Below are 13,628 nucleotides of genomic sequence, written 5' to 3' on the forward strand. Positions count from 1 at the left end.
GACGGCCGGGCGGTGCGGGGCGCGCCCCGCGGTGAGCACCGCGACCGCGACCAGCAGCGGACGCAGCGCGAAGACGGCCAGCGCGCCCAGCAGCTGGGCGAGCGCCGCCTCGCCGCGGCGCAGCCAGGCGGCGGCCAGCAGCCCGACCGCGACATGCGCGGCGAGCAGCAGCAGCCAGGTGCCGGCGGGGGCCGGCTGGTGCCCGGCGGCCGGGGCCAGCGGCGCGCCAACGTCGCCGCCGCGGCACAGCAGGTCCACGCCGAGCGAGCGCAGCGGGCCGGCGACGGGGCCGCCGGCCGCGCCGTAACAGGCGTGCTGGCCGGCGCTGAAGACCGTGTCGGCGGCCAGCTCCAGCGGCACGAGCAACGCGGCGATCGGCCCGAAGCGGCGCTCCCGGCCGGCCAGCGCGTACGCGAGGACGAAGACGGCGGCGGCGAGCGCGGCCACCGTGGTCAGCGGCAGCGGCATCCGGGACAGCAGCACATGGGAGGCAGCGGACAGCGTCACGCAGAGCGCCGTGAAGAGCGCCGCGCGCAGTGCCCGCAGGTGTGCCGCCGAGATGTCCATCGAAATCGAGTCTGCCATGGGCCCGGATAAGCACCGCTTAAGGGGTTTCTGTGAATCGGGACTGCGTCGGGACCCGGCCCGGGCCCCGACGCGCAGCGTGGCTCACATCCCCGGAATGCGGCCGTTGCGGAAGAGGTCCACGAATATCTGGTGGTCGCGGCGGGCCCGGGAGCCGTAGCCGTGCGCGAAGTCCACCAGCAGCTCGGCGAAGCCCTCCTCGTCGGCGGCGATGGCCGCGTCGATCGCCCGCTCCGTCGAGAACGGCACCAGGGAGTGGCCGCTCTCGTCGTCCGCCGCCGCGTGCATCGCGGCCGTCGCGCGGCCCAGGTCGGCCACCACCGCCGCGATCTCCTCGACCTCGTCGATGTCGGACCAGTCCAGGTCGACGGCGTACGGCGAGACCTCGGCGACCAGCTGGCCGCTTCCGTCCAGCTCCGTCCAGCCCAGCCACGGGTCGGCGTGCGCCTGCAGCGCGCGCTGGGAGATCACCGTGCGGTGCCCCTCGTGCTGGAAGTACGCGCGCACCTCGGGGTCCGTGACGTGCCGGGAGACCGCCGGGGTCTGTGCCTGCTTCATGTAGATGACGACGTCGTTCTCCAGCGCGTCGCTGTTGCCCTCCAGCAGGATGTTGTACGAGGGCAGGCCCGCCGAGCCGATGCCGATGCCGCGGCGGCCGACCACGTCCTTGACGCGGTAGGAGTCCGGCCGGGACAGGCTGGACTCCGGGAGCGTCTCCAGATAACCGTCGAACGCCGCGAGGACCTTGTACCGCGTCGCCGCGTCCAGCTCGATGGCGCCGCCGTCCGGCGCGAACCGGCGCTCGAAGTCGCGGATCTCCGTCATCGAGTCCAGCAGCGCGAAACGGGTGCGCGAGCGGGCGTCGCGCAGCGCGGCCAGCAGCGGCCCCTGCGCCGTGTCCAGCGTGAAGGGCTGCACCTCTTCGTTCCTGGCGCCCGTGGCCAGCGCGTGGATGCGCTCCCGGTAGGAGGTGGCGTACGTGCGCACCAGGTCGGTGATCTGCTCGTCACTGAGCGCCTTGGCGTACCCGATCAGCGCCACGGAGGCGGCGAAGCGCTTGAGGTCCCAGGTGAAGGGGCCGACGTACGCCTCGTCGAAGTCGTTGACGTTGAAGATCAGCCGGCCGGTGGCGTCCATGTACGTGCCGAAGTTCTCCGCGTGGAGATCGCCGTGGATCCACACCCTGCCGGTCCGGTCGTCCAGATACGGGCCGGTGTCCTTGCCCGCCTCCAGGTCCTTGTAGAACAGGCAGGCCGTGCCGCGGTAGAAGGCGAAGGCGGAGGCGGCCATCTTGCGGAACTTCACCCGGAAGGCCGCCGGGTCGGCGGCCAGCAGCTCCCCGAAGGCGGTGTCGAAAACGGCGAGTATCTCCTCGCCGCGCGCTGCTGCGTCCTCGGCCGGGGCGTGCTGGTCCGACATCGCTGGGTGCCTCCTGGTGGCCTGGGCAAGGCCGAATATTTCCGGACGGATGTTCTGTGACTGACAACGCGCGAGGCTACCTGCGCGTGCCCGGAGGAAGCTCGGATTGTCAGTGGGGAGTCGTAGACTTCCTGACCGTCCACCCCTCTCCCGCCGACTGTTTCCCGGAGGTCCTTCGCCGTGGCCAAGCCGCCGTTCACGCACCTGCACGTTCACACCCAGTACTCGCTGCTGGACGGTGCCGCGCGGCTCAAGGACATGTTCAATGCCGCCAATGAAATGGGTATGACGCACGTCGCCATGTCCGACCACGGCAACCTCCACGGTGCGTACGACTTCTTCCACAGTGCGCAGAAGGCCGGTGTGACGCCGATCATCGGCATCGAGGCGTATGTCGCCCCGGCCTCCCGCAAGCACAAGCGCAAGATCCAGTGGGGCCAGCCGCACCAGAAGCGCGACGACGTGTCCGGTTCCGGTGGTTACACCCACAAGACGATCTGGGCGGCGAACAAGACCGGTCTGCACAACCTCTTCCGGCTCTCCTCCGACGCGTACAAGGAGGGCTGGCTGCAGAAGTGGCCGCGTATGGACAAGGAGACCATCTCGCAGTGGTCCGAGGGCCTGATCGCGTCCACCGGCTGCCCCTCCGGTGAGCTCCAGACCCGGCTGCGCCTCGGTCAGTACGAGGAGGCCAAGAAGGCGGCGGCCGAGTACCAGGACATCTTCGGCAAGGACCGGTACTTCCTTGAGCTGATGGACCACGGCATCGAGATCGAGCGCCGGGTCCGCGAGGATCTGCTGAAGATCGGCAAGGAGCTGGGGATCCCCCCGCTGGTCACCAACGACTCGCACTACACCTACTCGCACGAGGCGAGCGCGCACGACGCCCTGCTGTGCATCCAGACCGGTAAGAACCTGTCGGATCCGGACCGCTTCCGCTTCGACGGCACCGGTTACTACCTCAAGTCCACGGAGGAGATGTACGCCATCGACTCCTCCGAGGCGTGGCAGGAGGGCTGCGACAACACCCGGCTGATCGCCGACATGATCGACACCACCGGGATGTTCGAGAAGCGCGACCTGATGCCGAAGTTCGACATCCCCGAGGGCTACACCGAGGTCACCTGGTTCAAGGAGGAGGTCCGGCGCGGCATGGCGCGCCGCTTCCCGAACGGCGTCCCCGAGGACCGGCAGCGGCAGGCCGAGTACGAGATGGACATCATCCTGCAGATGGGGTTCCCGGGATACTTCCTGGTCGTCGCGGACTTCATCATGTGGGCGAAGAACAACGGCATCGCGGTGGGCCCGGGCCGTGGCTCCGCGGCCGGCTCGATCGTCGCGTACGCCATGGGCATCACCGACCTCGACCCGATCGAGCACGGGCTGATCTTCGAGCGGTTCCTGAACCCCGAGCGTGTCTCCATGCCCGATGTCGACATCGACTTCGACGAGCGTCGGCGCGTCGAAGTGATCCGGTACGTCACCGAGAAGTACGGCGCCGACAAGGTCGCCATGATCGGCACGTACGGCAAGATCAAGGCCAAGAACGCGATCAAGGACTCGGCCCGCGTGCTGGGCTACCCGTACGCGATGGGTGACCGGCTCACCAAGGCCATGCCCGCCGACGTCCTCGGCAAGGGCATCGACCTGGACGGCATCACCAACCCGGAGCACCCCCGCTACAGCGAGGCGGGGGAGATCCGGTCGATGTACGAGAACGAACCGGACGTGAAGAAGGTCATCGACACCGCCAAGGGTGTGGAGGGCCTGGTCCGGCAGATGGGTGTGCACGCGGCCGGCGTGATCATGTCCAGCGAGCCGATCGTGGACCACGCCCCGCTGTGGACGCGGCACACCGACGGCGTGACGATCACGCAGTGGGACTACCCGCAGTGCGAGTCGCTCGGCCTGCTGAAGATGGACTTCCTGGGCCTGCGCAACCTCACCATCATGGACGACGCCCGGAAGATGGTGGAGGCCAACAAGGGCGTCAGGCTGGACCTCCTGGAGATCCCGCTGGACGACCCCAAGACCTATGAACTGCTCTGCCGGGGTGACACGCTCGGCGTCTTCCAGTTCGACGGCGGCCCGATGCGTTCGCTGCTGCGCCAGATGCAGCCCGACAACTTCGAGGACATTTCCGCCGTCTCGGCCCTGTACCGCCCGGGCCCGATGGGCATGAACTCCCACACCAACTACGCGGAGCGGAAGAACGGCCGCCAGGAGATCACGCCGATCCACCCGGAGCTGGAGGAGCCGCTCAAGGAGGTCCTGGGCCTCACCTACGGCCTGATCGTCTACCAGGAGCAGGTCCAGAAGGCCGCCCAGATCGTCGCCGGGTACTCCCTCGGTGAGGCGGACGTCCTCCGCCGCGTGATGGGCAAGAAGAAGCCCGAGGAGCTGGAGAAGAACTTCGTCCTCTTCCAGGCGGGCGCCCGGAAGAACGGCTTCTCGGACGAGGCGATCCAGGCGCTGTGGGACGTGCTGGTCCCGTTCGCCGGCTATGCGTTCAACAAGGCGCACTCCTCCGCGTACGGCCTGGTCACGTACTGGACCGCGTACCTCAAGGCGAACTACCCCGCCGAGTACATGTCCGCGCTGCTCACCTCGGTGCGCGACGACAAGGACAAGTCCGCGGTCTATCTGAACGAGTGCCGCAAGATGGGCATCAAGGTGCTCCCGCCGAACGTCAACGAGTCCGAGGCGAACTTCGCCGCGCAGGGCGACGACGTGATCCTCTTCGGCCTCTCGGCGGTCCGCAACGTCGGTACGAACGTCGTCGAGGCGATCATCCGCAGCCGGAAGTCCAAGGGGAAGTTCTCCTCCTTCCCGGACTACCTGGACAAGGTCGAGGCGGTGGTCTGCAACAAGCGCACCACCGAGTCGCTGATCAAGGCCGGCGCGTTCGACGAGATGGGCCACACCCGCAAGGGCCTGATGGCGCACTACGAGACGATGATCGACAACGTCGTGCAGGTGAAGCGCAAGGAGGCCGAGGGGCAGTTCGACCTCTTCGGCGGGATGGGCGACGCCGCCGACGAGAGCGGCCCCGGCTTCGGCCTGGACGTGGAGTTCTCCGACGTCGAGTGGGACAAGACCTATCTGCTCGCGCAGGAGCGGGAGATGCTGGGTCTGTACGTCTCGGACCATCCGCTGTTCGGTCTTGAGCACGTACTGTCCGACAAGGCGGACGCCGCGATCGCGCAGCTGACCGGCGGCGACTACTCGGACGGCTCGATCGTCACCATCGGCGGCATCATCTCCGGCCTCCAGCGGAAGATGACCAAGCAGGGCAACGCCTGGGCGATCGCCACCGTCGAGGACCTGGCGGGCTCCATCGACTGCATGTTCTTCCCGGCGACGTACCAGCTGGTGTCCACCCAGCTCGTCGAGGACGCGATCGTCTTCGTCAAGGGCCGGCTCGACAAGCGCGAGGACATCCCGCGGCTGGTCGCCATGGAGATGATGATCCCCGACCTCTCGGACGCGGGCACGAACGCACCGCTGACGATCACCATCCCGACGCTCAAGGTCACCCCGCCGCTGGTCGAGAAGCTGGGCGACGTGCTGAACCAGCACCGCGGCTCCACCGAGGTGCGGATCAAGCTCCAGGGGACCCGGAAGACGACCGTGCTGCGGCTGGACAAGCACCGCGTCACCGCCGACCCGTCGCTCTTCGGCGATCTGAAGGTACTGCTCGGCGCCTCCTGCCTGGCCGGCTGACGCCCTCCGCGTACGACAAGAGGGGCGCGTCCCGGGGTGTCCCGGGCGCGCCCCTCGCCGTACGGTGCGGTGCCGGTCAGTTGTGGCCGAAGCGGCGCTCGCGGTGTTTGCGCGCCACGTCCGCTGGATTGGCCTCGGTGGCCGACCTGGCCTGTGCTTCCATCGCCGACTGCTGCGCCTGCTGCTGTCCGCGCTCCGCCTGCCCGGCGGACTTCTGACTGTGGTCCCGCGCGGTCTTCTTGTTCTTGGCCATGATCGTGCCTCCTGAGGGGGATCCTGGGATCGGGGCCGAAGCCAGAGTTACACGCCGGGCAAAAGGCTGCATTCCGGGCAATTCTCTTGGGTGAGGCGGAGTGTCGGCGGCGGGATCGCGGCAGCGGCGGCGTATTGCGCCACGCCGATGATCGAGTTCCGGCAGATAACCCCCGCCCGGTCGGGCAGACTCGAAGAAAGCAGACTCGGCGAGAGCCGAAGACACCTCAGCCGACAGGCCGAGCCGGGGGGCGACCGGACCGCAGGACCTTTAGGGAAGAGGGTGGAACGTGGACCGCTGCGTCGTCCTGGTGGACGCCGGGTACTTGCTGGGCGCCGCCGCGAGCCTGCTGGCCGGAGAGCCCGCCCGGTCCCGCATCACGGTTGATCACGCCGCCCTCATCCAGGGCCTGCGCGAGCGCGCCGAAGCCGACACCGAGCGGCAGCTGCTGCGCATCTACTGGTTCGACGGCGCCCCCGACCGGGTGCCGCAGCCCGAGCACCGCAGGCTGCGGGTGATGCCCCGCGTCACGGTACGGCTGGGCGCCCTGACCCGCAGCGACGGCCGCTGGGCACAGAAGGGCGTGGACGCGGCGATGCACGCCGAGCTCACCGAACTGGCCAGGAACCGCGCCTGCTCCGACATCGTTCTGGTCACCGGCGACGGCGATCTGCTGCCCGGCCTGATGTCGGCCAAGGAGCACGGCGTGGCCGTACACCTCTGGGCCGTCCAGGCCGCCGATGGGGACTACAACCAGTCCGAGGACCTGGTCGCCGAGGCCGACGAGCGCCGGGTGCTGGACCGCGCGTGGATCACCCGCGCGGTGCGTGCCAAGGACATCAGCGGCGTCTGCGCGCCCTCCTCCGTACCGCGTACGGAAATCGCCGCGATCCTCTCGGCGCCCCTGCCGGAGTCGGCGGTCGCCGCTGCCGCCTCGGCGGCCGCCCAGGACGGCGACCACCCGCACCACCACCGCGAACGCAACGGCACGGCCCGGCCCCCGCACGTTCCGCGCGCCGACGCGCCCGACGGCGCGGCGCCGGCCGGGCCCACCACGGCGGAGGGCACCTGCACGGAGGACCGTGAGGAGGCGGGCGCCGCCGCGGGCAAGGGCGTGCCCACCCCCAAGGACCTCGCGGGCCTCGGCAAGAACCACACGACACCGCCCGCGGGGACCCCCGTGCCCGCCGCCGCGACGCTCCGCTGGTCCTCCGACAAGGGCTGGGTGGAGCGGGCCGGCGGGCCGGTCGGCGAGCCGCCGGAGACCGCGTCGCTGCCCACCCTCGCCCAGCTCACCAGCGCCGAACAGCGCTGGGCCGACCGCGAGGAGGACATCACCGCGGTCGGCGGCGACCCCTTCGAGGTCGGCCAGGTCTTCGCCCGCCGCTGGACCGAACGCCTCAGCGACACCGCGCACCTCCAGCAGCTCTCCACGGAGTACCCGCGCATCCCGCACCGCATCGACGGCGAGCTGCTGCGCTACGCCGCCCGGTTCGGGCTGCTCGCGCACAAGGACGACCAGATCGACGAGCACGACCGGTACGCCATCCGGGCCGGGTTCTGGCGCGAGGTGGACCTGCGCACGGCCGCCGAGCACGCGCCGGCGGCCGACTGACCGCGCGGCCGCCGGACGCCCCGCGGGCGGCGGGCCGACGACGGGCGCGTACCCTCGTTCCTCGTGAGGACGGGCACAGCAGCGGGCACGCAGCATCAGGCCGCGGACGGCGGGACCGTCGTGGCCCTGCGGGATCTGGTCAAAACGTATCCCGCGGTGCGCGGGCGCCGCGGTGCTGCCGACGTGCCCGCCGTACGCGCCAGCGACGGGATCGACCTGGACATCCGGGGCGGCGAGATCTTCGGCCTGCTGGGCCCCAACGGCGCCGGCAAGTCCACCCTGGTACGGCAGCTCACGGGGCTGCTGCGGCCGGACTCCGGCAGCGTCACCGTGCTCGGCCACGACATCGTGCGCCACCCCGAACGGGCCGCCCGGCTGCTGGCCTACCTCGGCCAGGAGTCCACCGCGCTGGACGAGATGACCGTGGCGCTGGCCGTGGAGACCACCGGCCGGCTGCGCGGCCTGGACACCCGCACCGCGCGCGCCGAGCGGGACGCCGTCCTCGACGAACTGGGGCTCGGGAAGATCGCCGGCAGCCCGCTGAAAAAGCTCTCCGGCGGCCAGCGGCGGCTGGCCTGCTTCGCCACCGTGCTGGTCGGCGAGCGCCCGCTGCTGGTCCTGGACGAGCCGACGACCGGCATGGACCCCCTCGCGCGGCGCGCGGTGTGGTCGGCCGTGGACCGGCGGCGCGCCGAGCGCGGCGCCACCGTCCTGCTCGTCACCCACAACGTCCTCGAGGCGGAGACCGTACTGGACCGGGTCGCGGTGATCGACCGCGGCCGGGTCATCGCCTGCGACACGCCCGGTGGCCTGAAGGAGATGGTCGGCGAGGAAGTACGCGTGGAACTGGTCTGGCGCGACCGCGCCCCGCTGGACGTGCCCGAGGTCGCCCGGCTCGGCGAGCACGCACGCAGGAGCGGGCGGCGCTGGACGCTGCGGCTTGCACCGGACGAGGCCCGGGCCGCGGTGGCCGCGGTCACCGGCGGGCCCGCCTTCGCCGCCCTGGACGATTTCACGCTCGCCACGCCCAGCCTGGAGGATGTCTACCTCGCCCTCGGCGGGCGGACTGAGGAAGGCTTGGTGAAGGCGTGAGAGCGGCCCGGCCGGAACGGAAGAGGAGCGGCGCGGCGTGAGTGTGGTTTCTGCGGAGGCGGTGACCGGCGGACGGGCCGGTGCCGTGGCCCCCGACGTACCGGCGGCGGCCGAGCTGGCGCCGCGCGCGCGGCTGCGGCCGGCGCTGGCCGCCGTGTACCGCGCGCAGCTCTCCCGGGCCCGGGTCGCCCGCATCCCGCTGCTGTTCGTCGCCACCTTCCAGTCCGTCGGCATCATGGTCCTGATGCGCGGCGTCGTGGACGGGGCCGAGGAGGCGCGGGCCGTGGTGTCCGGGTCCAGCGTGCTCGTCGTGGCGTTCGTGGCGCTGAACCTGCTCGCGCAGTACTTCGGACAACTGCGGGCCGGCGGCGGCCTGGACCACTACGCCACGCTGCCGGTGCCGCCGGCGGCCGTGGTGCTGGGCGCGGCGGCCGCGTACGCGTCCTTCACCGTGCCGGGCGCGGTCGTCACCGCGGTGGCCGGCAGCGTCCTCTTCCAGCTGCCGCTGACCCACCTCTGGGTACTCGTCGCGGTCATCCCGCTCTCCGGTGCGGCGCTTTCGGGTCTGGGCGCCGCGCTCGGGCTGCTCGCGCCCCGCCAGGAACTGGCCACGCTCCTCGGCCAGCTGGGCATGTCGGCGGCGCTGCTGCTGGGCGTGCTGCCGGCCGGGCGGCTGCCCGCCGTCATCGGCTACGCGCGCGACCTGCTGCCCTCCACGTACGGCGTGGAGGCGCTGGCACACAGCTTCGAGGCGCGCCCCGACTGGCTGCTGATCTGCGCCGATCTGGGCGTGTGCGCCGGGGTCGGCGTGCTCTCGCTGGCCGTGGCGACATGGGCGTACCGCCGGGCGGCCGTGCGGTGACCGAACAGGGTGGGCCGACCGGGCCGGAGAGGCGTCCTGCCGCCGGTGGCGCGGCCGGGACCTGGCACGATGGCGGGGTGAGTGCACCGCTGACCCCGCCCGACCGTCCGTCGAACCAGCAGCCGGGGGACACCCGCGCCCCGTGGGCCCGGCCCGCGACCGAGGAGGACTCCGTGCCGACGCCCCCGCAGGAGTACGGCGGGCCCGGCGCCCGCCCCCTGGACGGGGACGACGGCCCCGGTCTCCGCAGCGAGCTGCGCGAAGCCCTGCTGATCGTGCTGGTCACGACGGTGTGCGGGGCGCTGCTCGGGGTCCTGTGGGCGTGGCTGGCGCCGCACGTGCCGCTGGTCTCGGACGGCCGGGCCGTCTACCTGAAGAACGCCGAGGGCGAGGAGTCGGTCGGCGCCGACGGCACGTTCATGCTCCTCGGGCTGGCGCTGGGCGTGCTGAGCGCGGCGGTGGTCTTCCTGTGGCGGCGGCGCGGCGGCGTGCCGCTGGTCGTGGCGCTGGTGGTCGGCGGGCTGCTGGGCTCGGTGCTCGCCTGGCGGCTGGGCATGCAGCTGGGGCCGGAGCAGGACGTGGTGGCGCAGGCCAAGGCGGTGGGCAAGGGCGTGGCCTTCGACGCGCCGCTGCGGCTGCAGGCCAAGGGCGCCCTGCTGGCCTGGCCGATCGGTGCGGCGCTGACGCAGCTGCTGCTGACGGGGATGTTCGGCCCGCGCGACCCCGAGCCGTTCGAACCGGACTGGCACGCGCCGCAGCCGCCGAGGGACTGACGTCCCGGGAGCCGCGGCGCGCGGTCGCGGGTGCGGGGGCTACGCCGGGCGGCGGCCGTGGTTGGCGCGGCCCTTCTTGATGCGCCATTTGCGCTTGCGGGTCTTCTTCGACATGGGACCTCCTCGGTCGGGGTCCCTACGGGTACTAGTCGCAGTGGCGCGCGCCGTAAAGGGTGCTCGTCGGCCGTGGACGTACGGCTCAGGCGCGGCCGATCGGGGCGAGGACCGCGTCGGTGAGCGTCGCCAGGTCCTTGGGGGACAGCTCGACCTCCAGGCCGCGGCGGCCCGCCGAGACGCAAATGGTGGCCAGGGCCTCTGCAGAGGCGTCCAGTACGGTGCGGAGCTTCTTGCGCTGGCCGAGGGGGGAGATGCCGCCGCGTACGTAGCCCGTGGTGCGCTCGGCGAGCGCGGGGTCGGCCATGGTGGCGCGCTTGCCGCCGACCGCGGCCGCGAGGGCCTTGAGGTCCAGCGAGCCGGAGACGGGCACGACGGCCACGGTCAGGGTCTCGTCGACGTCCGCCAGCAGCGTCTTGAAGACCTGGTCGGGGGAGACGCCGAGGGCCTGCGCCGCTTCCTCGCCGTACGAGGCGGTGGCGGGGTCGTGCTCATAGGCGTGCGTGGTGAAGGGGACGCCTGCCCGGGTCAGGGCGACCGTCGCGGGGGTGCCGCCCTGCTTGCCGTTCTTGGACTTCTTCGCCAACGTCCCGTCCTCGTGTCGGTTCGGGCTCGTGTCAGTTCGGGCTGGTCGGCTGCCGGGTGAGGTCCACGGCCGGCAGCGACGGGAGCTTACCGATCACCGCGGTCTCCTGGCGCAGCATTTTCAGCTCCTGCGCGAGACGGGACGCGACGTCCCCGGCCTCCAGGAGCTGTTGCTTGCGCGGCACGTCCAGGACGGTCGCGGCGGCCACCAGGTAGGACAGGACGGCGGGGTCGTCCGGGAGCTCCTGGGAGCTGGTCACCGTCCGCTCGTTCGCCCAGGCCAGCTTCTTCTGGTACATGCGGAACGCCCGCTCCACGCCGACGGCGAGGGCGCCCGCGCCCTCCCCCTCTTCCTCCTCCAACGGCTCGATCTCGCCGGTGAGATAGGGCCCGGAGGTGTCGACGGAGAGCAGCCGGAAGCGGGTGGTGCCGGTGGTCAGCACCTCGTAGGAGGTGTTCTCGTCGCTCCCCTCGGGGGCCGGGCCCGCGGCGGTGCCCTTCTCCTGGATGGTCGCCGCGTCCGCGACGCAGCCGACGGGATGGAAGGCGCGCATCGGGTCGTCGCCGAAGCCGGCCGCCGCTCCCTTGTCGGGGAGGGCGGTGCTGTCGGGCATCCCGGGAGCGGTGGCGGCGACCTCGCGGCCGTCGCGGATCGCGACGACTCCAAAGCGGCGCTCGTCCTCCGGGAGGTCGAGCAGGTCCCGCATCAGAGCTCGGTACCGCGCCTCGAAGATGTTCAGCGGAAGCACGAGGCCCGGGAACAGCACCGTGTTCAGCGGGAAGAGCGGTAGGCGCACGGAGGTCACAGCCCGTAAGCCTAAATGGTCGGCGGCGCCCCCGGAGGGGCCGGGCGTCACAGGAGTGTTTCCCGGCCCCACCGCTCTACTGGCGGCGCAGCAGCCGCGAGGCACCGGCGGCGACCGTGGTGGCCAGCACCCAGCCCGCCAGGATCATGACAGCGGCGGCCCACTGGGAGCCGCCCTCGGGCCGCCAGTAACTGTCCTGGTTGAGGTTGATGACCGGCAGCAGCAGGTCGAGCGTGTACAGATACGGATTCCACAGCGGCGTCTCGCCCGGCTTGAGGGCGTGCGGCGGGTTCTGCGAGAAGAAGACCGTGCCCACCGCCCACAGGACGGCCATCCACACGGCGGCGCGGCCGGGGCGGTATCCGTAGGCCACCGTCCAGTCCTGGAGGAAGCCCCAGGACTTCGCGGCGAGCGGCAGCGTTTCGCGGCGTCTGCGCTGCTTGGCGAGGAGGACCTCGCGTGCGTCGGAGTCCTCGCCGCTGCGGCGGAGCGCCGCGGCGAGCATCTCGTACGGCTCGGGCGCGTACTCGGGCGTGGCGGCCGCCACCCACTGCAGGCGCAGCGAGAGCGGGAAGTGGCCACGCGGTATCAGCGTCTCGTAGGCGAAACCGGCCATCCACAGGCCGCCCAGACCGGGCCAGCTGGTCGATTTGTCGACGAGGTTCACGACCCGGGCGCCGGAGAGGATGACCCGCCCGCGCTGCGGGCGCTCGCCCAGGAAGCGCAGCTCGGGCGTCTGGATGCGGCGCATGGACAGTTCCTGGTCGGACTCCAGTATGAAGCGGGCCTGGTCCAGGTCGACGGCGTCCCCGAAGCGCCCGTCGTCCAGCCGCATGCCGCCCTCGCACTCGAAGCGCTGCATACGGGTGCCGCGCGCCGGGGTCGTGGTGATGCCGTACGGGGGCGTGGCGGAGCTGGAGACCGAGCCGGAGAGACCGGCGGCGGTGAGGTAGAGCGTGCGCTCCACGGTGAGCTGCGGGGCGTTCAGGGCCCGGCGGCCGTACGGATTGCTCAGCCGGCTGCCGCGCAGGCTCAGCGACACGCCGATCGTCGCGCCGCGCAGCGACAGCTCGCCGTAGGACTCCAGCATCTCGGCCTGCAGGTCCTGGCCGACGTTCAGCCCGTCCGCGGTGATGGACCGGCCACGCCGGTCCTTGTGCACCACGGCCTGGTTCAGCATCAGGTCCGTGCCGATCTGGGCGTCGGTGAGCCGGATGCCGCGCTGGACGATACAGCGCGGCAGGTGCAGGTCACCCTCGGTGTGCAGGCGGGCGGCCTCCAGCCGGGGGATGGCGCAGTTGACCATGCGGAGCGTCGTGAAGCGGCTCTCGGGGAGGATGATCTCGCTCTCGAAGCGGCAGTCGCGCAGCTCCACAAATGGCTCGATTGTGCCGCCCGCGACGTCGAGGGAGTCGGTGATGTACGCGCCGGTGAGCTTCAGCGCGGAGACCCGGCCGGGCTGGGCCGGCGGGCCGTTCAGCAGGAGGAGGGCGATGATCCGGGCGCGCACCGTGCGCTCGGGGCCCCACTCGTGGCGGGCGTGCGGATCATTGCGCGCCGGGTCGTCGGTGCGCAGATCGCATGTGCTGCCGTTGCGGAACGCCTGCCACAGGCTCCATTCCGCCGAGGTCAGGTCCAGCTCCGGCGGCGCGTCGCCGTCGGTGGGGTCACTCACCGCGGCCTCCCCCTCTCGTTCCCGGCGGCGCCGCACCGGGCGCTGCCGTCTCTCCTGCGTACCGGGCTCCCCACACGTACCGGCGTGCCACCCCACGAACCCCATTCCCACTGAGTGACCGGGTGA

At 71.5% G+C, this 13,628-nt stretch carries 11 protein-coding genes; 5 read left to right on the forward strand and 6 right to left on the reverse strand.

The genetic code is table 11. From position 1 onward, the window contains the following. Both CCS38_RS19360 and CCS38_RS19365 read right to left on the reverse strand, forming a co-directional pair. On the reverse strand, positions 1-567 hold a 567-nt coding region (locus CCS38_RS19360; protein WP_223734579.1), incomplete at its 3' end, for a hypothetical protein. 102 nt (positions 568-669) lie between these two features. Further along, positions 670-2,004, reverse strand: coding sequence for a DUF2252 domain-containing protein (locus CCS38_RS19365; protein ID WP_223734553.1), 1,335 nt, complete (start codon positions 2,002-2,004; stop codon positions 670-672). 180 nt (positions 2,005-2,184) lie between these two features. Here CCS38_RS19365 and dnaE point away from each other — a divergent pair, with 180 nt between their 5' ends. Then, positions 2,185-5,727: a DNA polymerase III subunit alpha gene (dnaE, locus tag CCS38_RS19370; RefSeq protein ID WP_223734554.1), complete on the forward strand. Its 3,543-nt coding sequence runs from the start codon at positions 2,185-2,187 to the stop codon at positions 5,725-5,727. A 76-nt stretch (positions 5,728-5,803) separates the two neighbouring features. Here dnaE and CCS38_RS19375 read toward each other — a convergent pair whose 3' ends face one another. Continuing rightward, positions 5,804-5,980 (reverse strand): hypothetical protein, encoded by a 177-nt coding sequence (locus CCS38_RS19375; RefSeq protein ID WP_223734555.1) that lies wholly within the window; start codon positions 5,978-5,980, stop codon positions 5,804-5,806. Between the two features lie 289 nt (positions 5,981-6,269). Here CCS38_RS19375 and CCS38_RS19380 point away from each other — a divergent pair, with 289 nt between their 5' ends. The 4 genes from CCS38_RS19380 (at position 6,270) to CCS38_RS19395 (ending at position 10,322) form a co-directional block, all read left to right on the forward strand. Next, positions 6,270-7,595, forward strand: coding sequence for an NYN domain-containing protein (locus CCS38_RS19380; protein WP_223734556.1), 1,326 nt, complete (start codon positions 6,270-6,272; stop codon positions 7,593-7,595). Positions 7,596-7,658: 63 nt separating this feature from the next. After that, complete coding sequence (locus CCS38_RS19385; protein ID WP_223734557.1) at positions 7,659-8,687, forward strand: ABC transporter ATP-binding protein; 1,029 nt, start codon at positions 7,659-7,661, stop codon at positions 8,685-8,687. Between the two features lie 43 nt (positions 8,688-8,730). Next, positions 8,731-9,549 (forward strand): ABC transporter permease, encoded by an 819-nt coding sequence (locus CCS38_RS19390; protein WP_372457118.1) that lies wholly within the window; start codon positions 8,731-8,733, stop codon positions 9,547-9,549. Between the two features lie 77 nt (positions 9,550-9,626). After that, positions 9,627-10,322, forward strand: a complete 696-nt coding sequence (locus CCS38_RS19395) for a DUF2567 domain-containing protein (RefSeq protein ID WP_223734558.1) — start codon at positions 9,627-9,629, stop codon at positions 10,320-10,322. Positions 10,323-10,521: 199 nt separating this feature from the next. Here CCS38_RS19395 and ybaK read toward each other — a convergent pair whose 3' ends face one another. The 3 genes from ybaK to CCS38_RS19410 form a co-directional block, all read right to left on the reverse strand. After that, positions 10,522-11,022: a Cys-tRNA(Pro) deacylase gene (gene ybaK, locus CCS38_RS19400; RefSeq protein WP_223734559.1), complete on the reverse strand. Its 501-nt coding sequence runs from the start codon at positions 11,020-11,022 to the stop codon at positions 10,522-10,524. Between the two features lie 31 nt (positions 11,023-11,053). Further along, on the reverse strand, positions 11,054-11,827 hold the full coding sequence (locus tag CCS38_RS19405; RefSeq protein WP_223734560.1) for an LON peptidase substrate-binding domain-containing protein: 774 nt from the start codon (positions 11,825-11,827) through the stop codon (positions 11,054-11,056). A gap of 76 nt (positions 11,828-11,903) precedes the next feature. Then, on the reverse strand, positions 11,904-13,502 hold the full coding sequence (locus tag CCS38_RS19410; protein ID WP_223734561.1) for an oxidoreductase: 1,599 nt from the start codon (positions 13,500-13,502) through the stop codon (positions 11,904-11,906). Positions 13,503-13,628 lie beyond the last annotated feature (126 nt).

The organism is Streptomyces purpurogeneiscleroticus (assembly GCF_020024005.1).
Classification (GTDB): domain Bacteria; phylum Actinomycetota; class Actinomycetes; order Streptomycetales; family Streptomycetaceae; genus Streptomyces; species Streptomyces purpurogeneiscleroticus.

Excerpts from the sequence above, each read along its gene's own strand:
- CCS38_RS19365 (WP_223734553.1), bottom strand. The coding sequence starts at position 2,004 with ATGTCGGACCAGCACGCCCCGGCCGAGGACGCAGCAGCGCGCGGCGAG.
- CCS38_RS19375 (WP_223734555.1), bottom strand. The coding sequence starts at position 5,980 with ATGGCCAAGAACAAGAAGACCGCGCGGGACCACAGTCAGAAGTCCGCC.